Source organism: Streptococcus sp. 27098_8_86, from assembly GCF_041432595.1.
In the GTDB taxonomy this organism is placed as follows: Bacteria; Bacillota; Bacilli; order Lactobacillales; family Streptococcaceae; genus Streptococcus; species Streptococcus pneumoniae_F.
The window spans coordinates 292,432-308,332 of record NZ_JAPVZW010000002.1; the positions used below are offsets into that span (position 1 = coordinate 292,432).

The window sequence follows — 15,901 nt, forward strand, 5'->3', positions numbered from 1 at the left end:
TAAAATAGTGTTATAAATATGAATTGGAGGTTATTGTAATGGAAAATCCTTGGAAAAATACTACTTCTGAAATATATAATGGTGAGGAGATAATCGTTGCTACTGCGGACCTGAAATATATTAAAAAGCTATTAAATTCAAAAAAATATCCCCCAGTAGATAAAGTAGATGATGATGCTAAAGGAAAAACAAAGAAAGCAGCAAAAGAAAAATATAAACTCCGACTAAATGTTTATCCTCAACATTTTGTTGGTGATATAGATAATGCAAAAATTATAATTTTAAGTTTAAACCCAGGATATAGCACAGAATATTATGATGCTTATAAAAACATCACTAATAAAAACGGCACTAATTACGAACAAATCATAAAAGAAAATCTAGAAATGAAACAGCCATTCTTCCACGCATTTGAATTAGCAAATGAAAGTGATCTAGGATATTGGGGAAATAAAATGAAATGCTGGGTTGAAGGCTATGATAAAAAAGATAATGAAGAACTTATTGAATCTTTAAAAAAGATAACTGAAGATATTGCACTTGCTGAGTTCTTTCCCTACCATTCTATATCTTATAACGGTATGTATGACAAATTAGGTAAAGGCACTTCCCCAAATAGTAATAGAAAAATAAAAGATTACCTTCCTACGCAAAAATTCCTCTTTGAAAAAATTAAAAAAAGAATTGATGACAAAAATGATGAAGTGATAATAATTCTTACTCGCTCATTTGCAAAATGGTATGAAGCTATTGAAGGTTTACGAGATTATAAGCATTGTTATGAAGTTAATAACACTAGGAATTTTTCACTAAACCCAGCTCAGATATATAAAGTACATAGAGACTCTGTAGAAGATGAATTAAAAGGCATAATTTTAAAATAATATAAAAAAAGAATCGACTGATTCTTTTTTAATTGATATTTTCAAGTGAAAACTCTCTATTATAATCTTTAACCTGTTCATATGTTTGATCCATAGCTTCTTCACTACTAAATAACCTATCCTTACCAGTTATTTTATCTTTACCCAAAAGTTTGCTGGGAATAAATAAATGATATGGATCTAGTAGAACTACTTCTAAATAGTGTTTGGTTCTTTCTTTTTTATGCGATGAAGGTTTAATTGTATAAACACAAATTACTCTAAATCTTCCCTCATGGGGTGACAAAATGTTGAAATTGTCCAAAATGGATGATTTTCTAAAATAAAATTCGTGAAAATCAACAAAAGTCTGATCTAAAAAATGATATAGGATATCTTTTATTCGTTTCCCTTGGTCGTTATTTCTAATAGTAATTCGTGAAGAGTTCCTTTGGATAATAGATGGTTCATTAACAAATTTATTTAAACATAATATTGTCTTCGAATCAGCACCAAATTCACTTTTCATATTTGAAAATTTTAAAGCTGGTAGATTAACAAATTTTTTTGAACAATCTTTAAAAACAACTTCTAATTTAATATCTTTAAAATCAATCCTGTTAGGTGGTGTGTATGATTCCGAATTAAATATTTTATCCTGGAATTTTATTTTCGCTTGTTTTTTTGGCTTGCCACCGAACACATCAACTGAAAACTGTTCATTACACATATTTTTCAGCATATTCGTCAACAATTACTTGAGGATCCATTTTTATATGCATTTCACCATCATTTTCCTCAAATGGGACACGCCATGCATCATCCTCATGAGTTCTATCAACCAAAGTAAAATCATCGACTTCATCAGTTTGTTGAATGATGCTGTCAATAAATTGAATCACATTCCTTTTTTCTGAAGGAGTAAGCTTTTCATTTAATTTATCTTCAGTCAATTCTACTGCTTCGTAACGATCATCACGATAAGCTATATAGACTTCATCATCAACTGGTCCGTACTTCCATGCTTCGAAATTTGGTTTAAATAAGAAATTAGTGTAATTAACAGATTCTAATTCCCCGACACTTTCTTCACCTGATAATTTTCCGTATGTTGCTCCATAAAAAGCAAATAAGAAATATAAAGTTTTTTGGATTTTAATTGGCGAGGCATCGCTTAATTTATAAAATAAATGATTTACAAGATCGGTTTTATCTTGAAAGATATAATCAGTCATTTCCCATTCTCCTTTTTAGTACAAAAAAATACAAGCAACACACATCTGTCACCTGCGTTTAACTTTATAATTATATTATACACCCTTATAAAACTTTGTCAATTATTTAGCCAATAAATTAAAAAATAATATCTACCTCAATAATTCTCAATATCTAAATAAAATGTACAATTGAACCACCACTTCTTCTGCTATTACTTGAGTATAAAATGTACAAATCAATTCCTTAAATCAGATGATATGATGCACTATAAAACATGCAAAACACCACTCAGAATAATGTACAAAATAAAGGACAATTTTTAAAGAATGTACTTTACACCATACACATGAAAAAGATTCACCCTTCTAATTAGTTAGACAGACGATTTTTTAAATAAAATTCTTCTTTTGATATGTACCCTGTTCTCTTCCTCACCTTCCCAAAAAAGCAAACTCAATAAGGTCTTTAAATTCTTCTCTTTCTTCTGTTCCAGTGAGGTATAATTCACAGTTAAAGCCATTAAAATACACTACAGCTCTTTCAAAGTCATCGTATAACTGCCCTGATTCGTTGACTAAAATTTTAGGATCTAATAATTTATCAAGCAACAAATCAAAAGCATTGTTGTATTCCCATAAGACTAAAGAACATTCATCGTCATGCAACCCAATAAAGTTTTCAATTTCTTCAGATGTTGGATATGATACATCAATCATCTCTTCTCGATTTTTCAATAACCAAATGAATGCTTCATCCAAGCTTTGGTATTTCACTTTAGCCAACATAAACTTATCTAAAATTCGAACATTTAATTCAGAAATTGCTTTCTCACCCATTAACTTTTCTAGTGTTTTATAGCGAATAACTGGTGGTAGGTGAGAAAAAGCAGTTAGAACATTGGGGTCTGACAACACGGTAAGCTCGAATTTTGTAAAGTATTTTACAAATAAGAGTGAAAACAACTCAGACACTAGCTCTTCAGCTCTTAAATATTCTTCGTCAGAAGCTGGTTTGTTGATTTGTGTGTGGGCGTACTGGTTACATAGCTCTGCATTCTCTTGCACAATTTTTGAAAAATCATCTCTAAAGGAAGCATCTAGTTTTTCCCATAACTTATACGTCCGTGGAAATTTTTTAGGATTAGGATGTGCTATTTCACCTAATGTCATCTTAGATCCTTCACCTAAATTTAAAATTTTTCTCGAAATCAATTCCGTGAATTTGCGGATTAATACCAACTTACTACTAGTACTTACTCCACTATAATAGATATCTTTCACGAGTTCTATAATAACAACACCATAATCTTGATTTTCAAATTCTGTAAACTGTTTTTGACTCATAACACTTATTCTCCTTAAAAATAAGAAAAGCATATAATCGTACAAAATCATATGCTTTTATATCGTTAATCTCCAGAGTTTGACTCAATTTGAGCAATCATAACCTCTTTAATGGAAGTAACGACAATTGTTGCAAAGTCTAGTAGACTTAGAATAATTTTAGTTTTGTCAATTTGCATAACAAAATTCTCCTTCTAGGTACCCTTGTACCAAAAACCAGAAGGTTGCAACAACTTAATTTTAGTAGCCTTGGAATGGTTTGTCAAGGCCAATCTTAGATAAACTTAATAATCCAATAACAGCAACTCAGCCAGTTCATCAACACTCATATCAAGTGCTTTAGCTAAATTAACCACATTCTTGAATGGGATATACGCAATGTCTTTATTCCATCTTCGAATGGTTCGATGACTCACACCTACCACTTCGCCTAAGTCTTTCATTTTGAACCCCTTAGCTTCGTATAAGTCTTTCAAGGTCACTGAATTATCGTTCAAACCAATTTCTCCTGTTCTATAATCAATAACAAGGTCCCTTTGTGCATTTGGAATAAAGACATTAAAGCTCTTCTCGAACTTCTTGCCTAGTCGTTCTACATTCTGACCAGTGAAGGCTTTGCCGTTAGTAACAATAGCTTCCATGATAATACCTCTAGGCAGATACTCAAAGGATTGCTCTGCTTCTTCATCATCTGAAGCATCTAGTTTCTTAAAGACAGGTGTCACTCTGTAACAGATGTCTACACCATCTTCCAATGAATCAAGCAATATCTGTTCGAAGAATAACATCCCACAGGCAATATGCTTATGATTGCAAGTTGTAGCTCGATTACACCAATTGGTGATCATAACAAAGTTTTCTCTTTTATAGTAATCGAAATCAGTGCAATACTTAATGAGGGATTCAGCAATCAAGTGTCCTCTGTTAAATTCCCCTCTGTATGAACTTTCGAGAATCTGCTTTCTTCCATAAACTTTATCTGGTTTACTTTTCTTGCCTATATCTCTATAACATTCTTTGGATAATGAAACTTCTATTGCTCCGAGTTCGATATGTTTGTCAGCTTCTAACAAGATTTTATGTTGCCTAATATCTTGATATTCATTAATAGAAAACACTTTGTTTCCATTCAAAATGTAAAAACCACCTTCATGATATCTTGATGATTTCAGCAACTTTTCTAGCTCTTCATAACCGGCTTGAACTTCAAGCAACTCTTTTTCAGTAGGCTTGAGATATTGGGTATAAGTTTCTGAACTTGCCATAACACTTCCCTCCTTTATATTGTTGCTACCTTGATTATACCACTACTATAAAGGTGGTGCATTTACAGTATGGTTAAACTACAAAAAAGTAAAAAATTTTATTGTTAATGTAATGCCCAATAAAATGTACTTTATTCCAACTCATCTCACCCACTCCATACTCACCAAAATGTACAATTGAACACACTACCTAACTACCATAAATCACAACTCAAAATGTACATTATTCACCCCTAAAATAATGTACAAAACAAAAATAAAGTACACTTTTTAAAGAATGTACTTTATGCTTCTAATTCAGTTGCATCAAGGATTTTAGCCTTATCAAGTCAATTGTACATAAATTTTTGGTTTTAAAAATTCTTCTTTATACATCATCATACTTGACTAACATATTAGGTATTTTTGTTTCAAGACTCTTGCGAACTTTACCTTGTATTGCAGTGTCCATTTGGCTGTTAATACTTGTTATTGTTGCTTTAGTATCTCTTGCAATTGTTTTCGATTTTTGGTCAAAACTTTCTTTTATTTGATTTTTAGCGGTCTTTGCCAATTGGCATTGTGCCAGAATACGATTTCTTTCCATCATGCGATACATTTGTTTTAGAGCGTATTGGTATTCTTCATCAGTATAGTACTCATTCATTGGTGCTTGCATAATTTCTCCTTAGTTTTTGATATTCTTCATCTAAGATATTTTTTCTTTGTCGAAATTCTTTATCTATTTTTTCTTTTTCTTCTTCCAGTTTTATTTCATTAGTTCTATAAACTTGGTTAGAATGATATCTCAAATTTTCTATTTCTGTAAAGTACTCTCTAACACAATCAGCTGGTGACGAAAACTTTCTTAATACTAGGTACATTTTATCAGCTTCTTCGTTCATGATCCTTTCCAATCTTGCAGAACGTTCCTCTAATTCTAGTGTCTTTTTCTCTAACTTGTTCTTTTCCAGATAGTATTGTTCTTCGAGGTTAAGAATTTCCCTCTCTTTTTGTCTAATGGCATCCCATTTTACATCTCTGCTTTCCATTGTCTGAACTCCTTAGCAAATTGTGTGTCTGTTGCCACTGTTTTTTCGATGACTTCCTGTAATTGTTTATCTAACTGTTCAAATGCTTGGGCGGAAGCATTCATCTTAGTGACTGTTTGTGTTGTTTCTGCCTGAAAAGTATCGATAAACTGTGCTTGAGTGATACCTTGGCTAGCAAAAATGGCCTCAACCTCATAGGGAGCTAATGCTGTGTAGCTTGTAAAGTCGATCTTGGACCAAATTTCTTGTAATTCTTGGTTAGCAACCTTGGCTAGGGCGCTCACTTCATCAGCTCCAGTTCTTGCTGCTGTAGCCATTGATGATGATAAGATAGAACCTTGAGCTGCATCTAAGTATATTTCCTCAGAGCTACTAATGCCACCTGTTGACCATTTTGATTTCAAGTTCTTGTAGTGAGCCATTCCTCGGAGACTGTTGGTATATGCTCTATAAACACCGCTAATTAAGGGTTTTCCACCTTTACCATCAACAACTTGACCTGTTACAGGATCAAACTCCCAATCACCAATTTTGTGGCTAGTCCCATCTAGCCAGTGAATCGTGTTAGGCATAGAATTTGTAATATCAATCGGACTGGTGTACCTTTCTGGGTGATTAGAGTCATTCCAACGTACTACGTCATCATGTTTTCTACGGTAATCTATAAACATAGCTGGATTATTTTCGATAAATTCTTTTTCTTCCAGTGTGAGTGCACCGTATTTAAACCAAGCATTGAAGGTAGTCGTAGGGATGTGGTATTTAGCCCCTACTTTCAGCATGTAGGATCCTTGTGAATAACCGGATAGTTGACTAACTTCATATCTGGAATCATCCATAATTTCTTTTACGAATTGGTCAGCAACCTTATATTGTGGAGATAAATAAGTTTGTCTAGCAACTATAGCACTATAGACATCGCGTGTAAAAGGACCTTGTTTATTCACCGGACTATCAGGGTCCGTTCCAGCAGCAATCACGGCTACATTTTTATAATCTGGTTCGCCATTGACAATTGGTGCAACTGCCAGCCCATCAAAACCTGTTTCAGTGTCAGACTTAGTGGCAACAACACGGAATTCTTGACCATCGGAGGTGGTTATAGTGTTGGTTTCGTTTTTATTATTTGGATTATCTGTCACAAACTTCTTTTTATTGCGTTCTGAAAATTCTTTATTAATACTATAGACCGCAAAATCTTGGTTTAAATTATTCAATTGATTATCAGTATAATTAAATACCATTATTGCTCTCCTGTTTCACCATTTGAATATCGTACTAATATTGTAGATTCTGTTTTACCAATGTGTTTTTGAAGTATAGACCATTGTTGATCAATTTCTTCATTAGTATTTCCTTTCATAAGACCATCATGGTTTTCTTTATAGGTTAATCTGTGATTAATTCCATAAGTAATAGTTTGACTATCATTGAACTGTACTGAAATATCACAAGACCACGAACCTGGTTTGTCATTATAGTAAGGATCCATAATCTTAATCTCCTTAATCCCTTGGTAGGAATTCTTTAACGCATTAACCAGACTTACTTCATATTCTCTATTTCGACGCTCTTCTTGAGACTTCCCTAACATACTAAACACAAAAACACCTCCTGTTGTGATGGCTACGAGTAAAAAAACGATTAGTAGTCTTATATATCTTTTTTTATTGCTGGAATTATTCATTTAAGCTGTTCTCCTTTTTCTTATTATACTATACGATTAGCCTATATTACACTATAATAAGAAAAAGTTATTTTATATCTTTCAATCATAGTAGGACTCCCAGGATCCGTTTCTGTAGCAATCACAGCTACGTTTTTATAATCCGGTTCATCGTTGACAATTGGTGCAACTGCTAGTCCATCAAATCCCGTTTTAGGGTCAGACTTAGTTGCAACAACACGGAATTCTTGACCATAGGAGGTGGTTATAGTGTCGGTTTCATAGCTAGCTAATTCAGAATCAGGTTTATTAACAACAAGCATTTTATGTTTTCGTCTAGCAAACTCTGGACTCACACTGTAAACCCCACTATCTCTATTTAAATTATTAAGCTGTTTATCTGTATAATTAAGTGTCATTATTGCTCTCCTTCGTCGTTATCAGAATAATTTACCCTGATTTTCGAAGTGGTTTTACCCTTGTTTTTATTCAAAAATTGTCTATCTTTTATTCTTCCTTCCCATTCCAATGAAGCATCTGTTATTTCTTCAGTGTCTAAAGAATATCCAATCCCATACTTAATTTTTCTTTCATCTTTAAACTTGATTTCTACATCACAAGACCATGACCCTGGTGGAGTTGTGTAATCAGGATTTGTAATCTTAATCTCTTCTATCCCTTCATAGGAATTCTTTAATTCATTCACCAAACTAACTTCATACTCTCTATTTCGACGTTCTTCTTGGGATTTCCCTAACATAGAAAACATAAAAACACCTCCTGCTGTGATGGCTACGAGTAACACAACGATTAATAGCCATTTATAACTTTTTTTATTGCTGGAATTATTCATTTAAGTTGTTCTCCTTTTTCTTATTATACTATAAGATTAGCGACTATGTTACACTATAATAAGAAAAAGTTGATTTACTTCTATCAGTTTTAGTAGGACTCTCTGGATTCGTCCCTGCAGCAATCACAGCTACATTTTTATAATCCGGTTTGCCGTTGACCATAGGAGCTACCGCCAAACCATCAAAACCTGTCCCTGGGTCAGACTTAGTGGCAACAACACGGAATTCTTGACCATCAGAAGTGGTTATGGTGTTGGTTTCATCCGAAAATAACTTATCATCTGTTTTGGATACAACCTTCTTTTCAACTTCCCTTTCAGCATACTCAGAATTTACACTATAAACATTTTTCCCTTGATTTAATTCATTAAGTTGTTTATCAGTATAACTATACACCATTAATATTCTCCTTCTGAACCGTCTGAATAAACAACTTTTGTGAGTTTATTTGTCTTTCCCAAGTGACTATTCAAAAAATCTCGATCCTCTTTTTTGTTCTCTCTCTCTAAAGATATGTCAGAAATACGTTTATCTTTTTTCGAATAATTAATTTTATATTTTATACTTTTCTCATTATAAAATAGTTCAACTACGCAAGTCCAACTTCCTGGTGGGTTTGTGTAGTTAGCATTAGAAAAACTAATTTTTTCAATACCCTCATAACTATCTTTTAAGGTTTCAACCAAACTAACTTCATATTCTCTATTTCGACGCTCTTCTTGGGATTTCCCTAACATAGAAAACATAAAAACACCTCCTGCTGTGATGATTGCGAGTGACACAACGATTAATAGCCATTTATGACTTTTTTTGATGCCAGAATTACTCATTTAAGCTTTCCTCCTTTTCTTCATTCTACTATAATTTAAAGATAAATAACACTAGAATAGAAAAAATGTATCTAAAACAAGTCCCATCAAAACAAGTTCCTGCGTCAGACTTAGTCGCAACGACACGGAATTCTTGACCATCGGAGGTGGTTATTGTGTGGTTTTTTCTAAATTATCAGAAGATATATTTTCAATGAGATTTGAATTGACCTAAGTTCTACCGTTACGCTTAGCGAATTCAAGGTTTACACTATATACAGCATAATCCCGATTTAAATTGTTTAGCTGCTCATCTGTATAGGAAAATGTTATCATTGTTCTCCTGTGCTATTATCTGAATATGTAACAATTACTTTTAAGTCGGTCACTCCTTTGTAATTGTTAAGGAATTGCTTTTTATTATTGGTCAATGATCCTTGGTAATTCTTTTTATCATGGAGTCCATGGCCTATCCTATACTTAGTTTTTCTTTTATCATTAAATTTGATTTCTACATCACAAGACCACGAACCCGGAGGGCTGGTGTATGCTGGATTGGACATTTTAATCTCCTCAATCCCTTGGTAAGAATTTTTTAAAGCATTCACCAGACTGACTTCGTACTCTCTATTCCGACGCTCTTCTTGGGATTTCCCTAACATAGAAAACATAAAAACACCTCCTGCTGTGATAATTGCGATTGACAAAAATATTAGTAACCTTTTATGACTTTTTTTGATGCCAGAATTACTCATTTAAGCTTTTCTCCTTTTTCTACTTGAAAACTCTTCATTTACAATATAAATAGCAAAATCTTGGTTTAAATTATACAATTGTTCATCAGTATATTAGAACTTCATCACTGTTCTCCTTGCTCATAATCAGAATAAGTAATTTGGACTGATTTTAAAGTTTTTCCTTTATGAGTTTCTAAATACTGCCAATCTTCGTTTGTTTCTTGACGACCACCATAATTTGTTTTATAACTTAAATGGTGATTAATCCCATATTTAAGAGTTTTTTCATCAATAAACTTAATTTCTACATCACAAGACCATGAACCTGGAGGGTTTGTGTAGTTTGGATTGGAAATCTTAATCTCCTCAATCCCTTGGTAAGAATTTTTTAAAGCATTCACCAAACTAACTTCGTACTCTCTATTCCGACGTTCTTCTTGAGATTTCCCTAACATGCTAAACATAAAAATACCTCCTGCTGTGATGATTGCGAATAACAAAACGATTAGCAGCCTTTTATGACTTTTTTTATTGCTGGAATTGTTCATTTAAGCTTTTCTCCTTTTTATTATACTATAAGAAAGATTAGTCTATCTTACACTATAATAAGAAAAAGTTTTTTCATCTATCAATCATAGTAGGACTCCCAGGATCGGTTCCAGCAGCAATCACGGCTACATTTTTATAATCTGGTTTGCCGTTCACAATAGGTGAAACCGCCAGTCCATCAAAATCTGTTTCAATGTCAGACTTAGTGGCGACAACACGCAATTCTTGATCATCGGAGGTGGTTATGGTGTTAATTTCACCTTTTTTTAACTCGTTATCTGATTTAGCAGTAACAATATTTGTTCGATTTTCTTTACGTTGTACGAACTAAGTATTAACACTGTAAACATTCGGACCTTGATTCAATTTATTAAGTTGTTTATCTGTATAAATGTATTTATTCATCATAGGTCCCCTTCTGAGCCATTCGAATATTTAACTTTAACTTTTGACTTAGTAGAACCTCGTCTAGAATTTAGAAAATGTTGAAATTCTTCATCTTCGTTATTATATACACCGATCCTAATTTTATTCGAGTTTATATCAAAAGCTAAAACATGTTCCTTAGATGTTCCATCAAAAAATTTTAGTTTCACATCAGCCCCCCAAGCCTCTGAAGGAATTGAGCTGTACGAGGGGTTCGTAATTGTTATCTCCTCAATCCCTTCATATGAATTCTTTAAAGCATTCACCAAACTAACTTCATACTCTCTATTCCGACGCTCTTCTTGGGATCTCCCTAACATAGAAAACATAAAAACACCTCCTGCTGTGATGATTGCGAGTAACAAAACGATTAGTAACCTTTTATGACTCTTTCTGATGCCAGAATTACTCATTTAAGCTTTCCTCCTTTTCTCATTATACTATAACCTAGAATAATTTAATCATTTTTTATAATATATTATAATATTTCTAACAAGAAAAAACCGACCTCATTGCTGAGAATCGGTTTTCTAGTGTATTTAATTAAGAAATTCGTTTTCACATAACATAAATTATGTAAAAACTTCTACAATAACAAATCTTTGACTTTCCCAATTTCACTTTTTGGAATAACTAGGTGAATCATATCTCCGAGATACATTCTGGTTGAGCCGTTAACTGTTTGGCTCTTGCCATTATGGACTTGGGTGGTGATGAGTACGTTATGTGGTAAGTTGAGTTCGTGAACTTGTTTTCCTGCTATTTTATCTGAAACAGGGATTTCAATGAGAGTGACTTCTCCTTCATCTGTCGCTTCTTCTGGCAGCATTTTTTCCAACATAGCCTCATAGACTGGTGCACCCTTGAGTAGATCCATGATGATGTAAGCAACCAAGGTGACTAATCCAAGTGGCATGAGGTTTCGAATATCTCCTACCATTTCGGTTACCAGAATCATAGCAGTTAAGGGAGCCTTGGATATTGCTCCAAAATAGCCACTCATTCCTAGAATGACAAATATAGGGAATTGCTGCTGACTGACAAGTCCAAGATTGACACAAATAACACCAACTAGGGCTCCAAGTAAGGAGCCAAGCGCTAAAATTGGTAGGAAAATTCCTCCTGGAAGGCCACTTCCATAACTAATCATGCTCCAAACAAAGCGAATCAAAAAGTAAAATAATAGAACTTGGAAACTAAAATCTTGTTCAGTTAAGGAAAGAACCAGCTGATTTCCACCACCAAGGATTTGTGGTAAGAAGATTCCGACTGGGATGATGAGAGTGAAAGCCAGAATTGGATAATAAGCTCTATCCAAACGGATTTTTTGACCAAGCCAGTCATAAACTCTACCAACATTGAGCACAGCTTTCTCATAGATAAAACCAGATAGTCCAAGAAAAATCCCCATAAGGAGGTAAATCCAATACTGGTCTAGGGTCATGAGTGGGATGTTGTCTGGCATATCCAGTACGGGTGTTAGGCCAAATATGAGCAGTGAGACAAAGTTTGCTACGAGACTAGCTGCGAGAGTAGATACCCAGAAAAAGCGTGAAAAATGGTGATAAACTTCTTCTACCACAAAGAGAAGTCCTGCAATCGGTGCATTAAAGGCTGCAGCTAGACCAGCGGCAGCTCCACTAGCAATCAAGGAACGTTCCTCTACTGGACTGGATTTGAGCCATTTAGCAATTCCTTTACCGCCGACAGCTCCAAGTTGAATACTTGGTCCTTCACGCCCCAGCATGAGTCCACTTGCAATAGCAAGAATTCCTAGAATATATTTTTTCCAAAGAACTCCCCACCAGTTGAGAGTCATCAATCCCTTTAATTCTGCTTCGACTTGAGGAATTCCTGAGCCTTTGATATCTTTTTCTGATCGGGTTAATTTTGCACTGAGCCAACAAACTACTAAATAAAATAGACCAATGATAAAAAGATTGCGCACTAAGTGCGCTTGATTTTGATAAAATCCTTGTATCAGGTGGAAGCCTTTTTCGATTAAGAAACGAAAGGATCCAACGATAATTCCAACAACGAGACCAACAATGATTCCTCGTCCAACTTGGGATAATATAGTACTTGAGGCAAAGGCAAATTCTTTCTTGGAACTGAGTGTTTCTGACTGTTCCTCCATAATCATTCCTTCTAATTTAACTTTCTTTTTCTCCTAAAACCAGTGATTTAACGGGTTCAAAACTTGTTCGGTGAATTGGGGTAACTCCTAGTTTTGTGAGGCCTTCTAGGTGTTTAGCAGTTCCATATCCTGCATTAGCAGTAAAATCATAGCCAGGGAACTGCTGATCATATTCCTTCATCAATTCATCACGTGTCACCTTGGCTACTATAGATGCTGCTGCGATAGAGAGGGAGTTGGCATCTCCTTTGATGATAGATGTTTGTGAAATGGGTAAATCCAGTTTCATGGCATCTATCAAAAGGTGCTCAGGTTGAGGACTGAGCTGGGAGATTGCTTCCTTCATGGCCAGTTTGGTTGCTTCATAGATATTGACTTGGTCGATGACCTGATTATCCATGATACCAATGCCGATTGACAAGGCTTGCTCCTGAACGGCTTGAAAAATCTCCAGATGTTTCTTTTTAGGAATTTTCTTGCTGTCGTTGAGACCTTTAATTTTACAATTTTGAGGTAAAATAACGGCTGCAGCGACTACAGGCCCAGCCAGAGGACCACGACCAACCTCGTCAACACCTGCTATCAAGGTCAATTCTTGCTTGTAAAGTTCTTTTTCGTAGGAAAGCATGGATTCCAAACGAAGATCCTCATCCAATTCTGCCTGAATGGCTTTTTTACGCTTGCTTATTTCCTTTAGAACTCCAGAACGATTATCCTGCTCGAGTTCTAAAAAAATAGGGTTATCTAACTCCTTGACAGTAGCAAGGAGTTTTTTGATTTCTTTAATCGTCACCATCGAGGTCTTCCAATGTATCTAAGGTATAGTTACCGAGTTTGCCGTCGCGGACTTCCTTCACGAAGAGACTGTAGAAACGGTCATAGTCATCACGGAAACCGAGGGCACGGGTCATATCCATAATAATAACAGGTGCTTCTTCTTCAATTTTCATTTGTTTGAAGCGTTCAGCCAACTTTTCTGGATAATGTTCTTTGAAATAATTGAGACCAAAAATGGTCACCTCATCCATAGGAAGCAACTGGTCTTTGATAGCTCCAGTCAAGGCCAACTTAAGCGCAACAGTTTCATCTTCAAACTTAGGCCAAAGAATCCCCGGTGTATCCAAAATTTCCAGGTCTTTATTGGTTTTGAGCCATTGTTGTCCCTTGGTAACACCTGGTTTGTTTCCTACAACAGCAATTTTCTTACCAGCCAAACGGTTCATGAGAGTTGATTTACCAGCGTTTGGAATTCCAATAATCATGGTTCTCAAGGTTTCAATCTTGATTCCACGTTCTTTTTGGCGAGCAATCTTATCTGCCATGAGCTTTTTGGCAGCATCTGTTACAACTTTTACAGTCACTTGCTCTTTGGAGTTAATAGCCAGAGTCTGGATTCCCTGTGATTCAAAATACTGGCGCCATTCCTTGGTCATTGCTGGATCAGCCAAGTCTGCCTTGTTTAAAATCAAGAGTTTTGGTTTGTCACCAACGATTTTGGTTAACATAGGATTTTGACTAGATAGAGGTAAGCGCGCATCCACCAAAATCGTCACAAAATCAACAAATTTTAAATTTTCCTGAACCTGTCGACGCGCTTTAGACATGTGACCAGGAAACCATTGAATAGTGGCCATAATATATCTCCTTCGGATTGAAAAAACTGTAAAAACGTTTTCTTTCTTATACTCTATTCTATCATAAATTATTCTTTTTTGCACAAGCTTTTATTTGTAATAGCTACTTTATAAAGGAAGACTGATTTCAACCCCACTTGATTTGTATATTAACCTTATATAAAATTCTATCTCTTATATATTTAGTTTTAGATGAGTATTCGAGATAAAAATGGGACTATACAATTTGTCAAAATTCCTTCTATCCAGCTTTCTTGTGCTGAGGAGAGATGCTCTGTTTGAAGGCTTTCTTTTAGAAAATCTCGAACTTGTTCTGGTGCGATTTCAAACTCAAAGGCTTTCATTTTATAGAAAAAGTCGAGCAGATGGTCTGACAGATATTCAGTTGAAAATGGCACTTCTCCACTTTTTCGATATTCTAATAAGAGCCTAGAAAATCGAGCTTTTTCTTCAGGAAGCTCACGAAAATAGGAATTGAGGAGCCAGGTCTGCTTCTGCTTTCTTTCAATTGGATCTTGACTAGCAATTCGTTGGTCTTTTTCCAACTCTTTTTGGTATTGTTTGGCCTTGATGGCCCGTTCTGTTCGATTTTTACCAAAAAGTATTTTCTCCCACTTGCGTTCTTTTTGAGTCAGGGTCTCTGTAAAGCCAAAGTAATCTTGGTATGCACGCTCTGCTGGTCCCATAGCTAGAACTAGATTGTCTGCATATTGTTTGGCGATTCTATCTCTTTTCTTGCGCTCTTTCTCTGCCTGGATACGCAGTTCCTGTTCGTAGTCAATTTTTTCCTTTCCTAGCTTGACAAGGTAGAGTTGGTCATCTGATTTGCCAAGTAAAAAGGGTTTGATACACTTTTCAAGGACTTCTTCCATCCGTGCCTTCTTCTTGGGCTCTGCCTTGGTCCAACTTCCTCCTTGAAAGACTTCTAGGAAGAGCTGGTAGTCTTTCTCAGGTGAGAACTGATTGCCACGATTGGGTTTAAAAACACCTTTTTCCCAGAGCCATTTTAGAAGACGCTCGTCAAAGTCACTCTTATTGACTTTGATTTTTTCCTTTTTCTGAGCTTTTCTGGTTAGATTTTCAACCTTTCTGAGCAGTTTTTCTTCCTCTTCTAGTTGCTGGTCAAGGGTCAATCGATGAAAATGCCGAACACAATCACTACCAATCGGAAAGAGGCGTTGACCTGTGACATCGTTAAAGAGTTCATAAGCGTATTTGATGGCATTTCCACAGACACAATTGCTACGGCCAATACCATTAAAAATCAAGGAAACTTCATTCCATTCCTTGGTAGCTTGTTCCCAAGTATCAGCTTTTGAAGCCTGTAAAACCGCATCGTGCAGGGATTTTCTAACTGGAAGTGTCATGA

General features: G+C 35.1%; 21 protein-coding genes. 1 reads left to right on the forward strand and 20 read right to left on the reverse strand.

Translation table 11 applies throughout. The features are described 5' to 3' along the window. Positions 1 to 38 precede the first annotated feature (38 nt). Entirely contained in the window at positions 39 to 884 is an 846-nt protein-coding gene (locus O3616_RS03270) for a hypothetical protein (RefSeq protein WP_049487198.1), read from the forward strand. Between the two features lie 28 nt (positions 885 to 912). Here the strand turns inward: O3616_RS03270 and O3616_RS03275 are convergent, their stop codons facing one another. The 20 genes from O3616_RS03275 to O3616_RS03370 all read right to left on the reverse strand — a co-directional run bounded on the left by O3616_RS03275 (position 913) and on the right by O3616_RS03370 (position 15,899). Beyond that, the gene (locus O3616_RS03275; protein WP_049487197.1) at positions 913 to 1,605 is read right to left on the reverse strand and encodes a hypothetical protein; all 693 of its coding nucleotides are present in this window, start codon (positions 1,603 to 1,605) and stop codon (positions 913 to 915) included. Further along, on the reverse strand, positions 1,586 to 2,098 hold the full coding sequence (locus O3616_RS03280) for a Panacea domain-containing protein (RefSeq protein ID WP_049487196.1): 513 nt from the start codon (positions 2,096 to 2,098) through the stop codon (positions 1,586 to 1,588). Before O3616_RS03280 ends, O3616_RS03275 begins: the two co-directional genes overlap by 20 nt. A gap of 414 nt (positions 2,099 to 2,512) precedes the next feature. Continuing rightward, complete coding sequence (locus tag O3616_RS03285) at positions 2,513 to 3,424, reverse strand: hypothetical protein (protein ID WP_049487195.1); 912 nt, start codon at positions 3,422 to 3,424, stop codon at positions 2,513 to 2,515. 284 nt (positions 3,425 to 3,708) lie between these two features. Continuing rightward, a complete protein-coding gene (locus O3616_RS03290) occupies positions 3,709 to 4,689 on the reverse strand; it encodes a helix-turn-helix domain-containing protein (protein ID WP_049487194.1) in 981 nt (326 codons plus the stop codon). 367 nt (positions 4,690 to 5,056) lie between these two features. Continuing rightward, entirely contained in the window at positions 5,057 to 5,347 is a 291-nt protein-coding gene (locus tag O3616_RS03295) for a hypothetical protein (protein ID WP_049491409.1), read from the reverse strand. Further along, positions 5,328 to 5,720: a hypothetical protein gene (locus tag O3616_RS03300; protein WP_049491408.1), complete on the reverse strand. Its 393-nt coding sequence runs from the start codon at positions 5,718 to 5,720 to the stop codon at positions 5,328 to 5,330. Before O3616_RS03300 ends, O3616_RS03295 begins: the two co-directional genes overlap by 20 nt. After that, on the reverse strand, positions 5,702 to 6,964 hold the full coding sequence (locus tag O3616_RS03305) for a hypothetical protein (protein ID WP_371638081.1): 1,263 nt from the start codon (positions 6,962 to 6,964) through the stop codon (positions 5,702 to 5,704). Before O3616_RS03305 ends, O3616_RS03300 begins: the two co-directional genes overlap by 19 nt. Then, positions 6,964 to 7,407, reverse strand: coding sequence for a hypothetical protein (locus O3616_RS03310; protein WP_371638082.1), 444 nt, complete (start codon positions 7,405 to 7,407; stop codon positions 6,964 to 6,966). Before O3616_RS03310 ends, O3616_RS03305 begins: the two co-directional genes overlap by 1 nt. Before the next feature lie 41 nt (positions 7,408 to 7,448). After that, positions 7,449 to 7,805 (reverse strand): hypothetical protein, encoded by a 357-nt coding sequence (locus tag O3616_RS03315; RefSeq protein ID WP_371638083.1) that lies wholly within the window; start codon positions 7,803 to 7,805, stop codon positions 7,449 to 7,451. Beyond that, positions 7,805 to 8,239 (reverse strand): hypothetical protein, encoded by a 435-nt coding sequence (locus tag O3616_RS03320; protein WP_371638084.1) that lies wholly within the window; start codon positions 8,237 to 8,239, stop codon positions 7,805 to 7,807. Before O3616_RS03320 ends, O3616_RS03315 begins: the two co-directional genes overlap by 1 nt. Positions 8,240 to 8,282: 43 nt before the next feature. Then, the gene (locus O3616_RS03325; RefSeq protein ID WP_371638085.1) at positions 8,283 to 8,639 is read right to left on the reverse strand and encodes a hypothetical protein; all 357 of its coding nucleotides are present in this window, start codon (positions 8,637 to 8,639) and stop codon (positions 8,283 to 8,285) included. Then, complete coding sequence (locus O3616_RS03330) at positions 8,639 to 9,070, reverse strand: hypothetical protein (protein WP_371638086.1); 432 nt, start codon at positions 9,068 to 9,070, stop codon at positions 8,639 to 8,641. Before O3616_RS03330 ends, O3616_RS03325 begins: the two co-directional genes overlap by 1 nt. A 311-nt stretch (positions 9,071 to 9,381) precedes the next feature. After that, the gene (locus tag O3616_RS03335; RefSeq protein ID WP_371638087.1) at positions 9,382 to 9,804 is read right to left on the reverse strand and encodes a hypothetical protein; all 423 of its coding nucleotides are present in this window, start codon (positions 9,802 to 9,804) and stop codon (positions 9,382 to 9,384) included. Between the two features lie 104 nt (positions 9,805 to 9,908). Beyond that, a complete protein-coding gene (locus O3616_RS03340) occupies positions 9,909 to 10,334 on the reverse strand; it encodes a hypothetical protein (protein ID WP_261044867.1) in 426 nt (141 codons plus the stop codon). A 73-nt stretch (positions 10,335 to 10,407) separates the two neighbouring features. Next, positions 10,408 to 10,557 carry a hypothetical protein gene (locus tag O3616_RS03345; RefSeq protein WP_371638089.1) on the reverse strand — a complete coding sequence of 50 codons (150 nt, stop codon included), beginning with the start codon at positions 10,555 to 10,557 and terminating at the stop codon, positions 10,408 to 10,410. A 182-nt stretch (positions 10,558 to 10,739) separates the two neighbouring features. Further along, entirely contained in the window at positions 10,740 to 11,174 is a 435-nt protein-coding gene (locus O3616_RS03350) for a hypothetical protein (RefSeq protein ID WP_080977866.1), read from the reverse strand. 173 nt (positions 11,175 to 11,347) lie between these two features. Then, complete coding sequence (locus O3616_RS03355) at positions 11,348 to 12,898, reverse strand: chloride channel protein (protein WP_371638091.1); 1,551 nt, start codon at positions 12,896 to 12,898, stop codon at positions 11,348 to 11,350. Between the two features lie 16 nt (positions 12,899 to 12,914). Further along, positions 12,915 to 13,694 carry a ribonuclease HII gene (locus tag O3616_RS03360; protein ID WP_371638092.1) on the reverse strand — a complete coding sequence of 260 codons (780 nt, stop codon included), beginning with the start codon at positions 13,692 to 13,694 and terminating at the stop codon, positions 12,915 to 12,917. Next, positions 13,681 to 14,532 (reverse strand): ribosome biogenesis GTPase YlqF, encoded by an 852-nt coding sequence (gene ylqF, locus O3616_RS03365; protein WP_000201307.1) that lies wholly within the window; start codon positions 14,530 to 14,532, stop codon positions 13,681 to 13,683. The genes O3616_RS03360 and ylqF overlap by 14 nt, the downstream gene beginning before the upstream one ends. A 188-nt stretch (positions 14,533 to 14,720) precedes the next feature. Then, positions 14,721 to 15,899 carry a hypothetical protein gene (locus O3616_RS03370; protein WP_371638093.1) on the reverse strand — a complete coding sequence of 393 codons (1,179 nt, stop codon included), beginning with the start codon at positions 15,897 to 15,899 and terminating at the stop codon, positions 14,721 to 14,723. Positions 15,900 to 15,901: the final 2 nt, after the last annotated feature.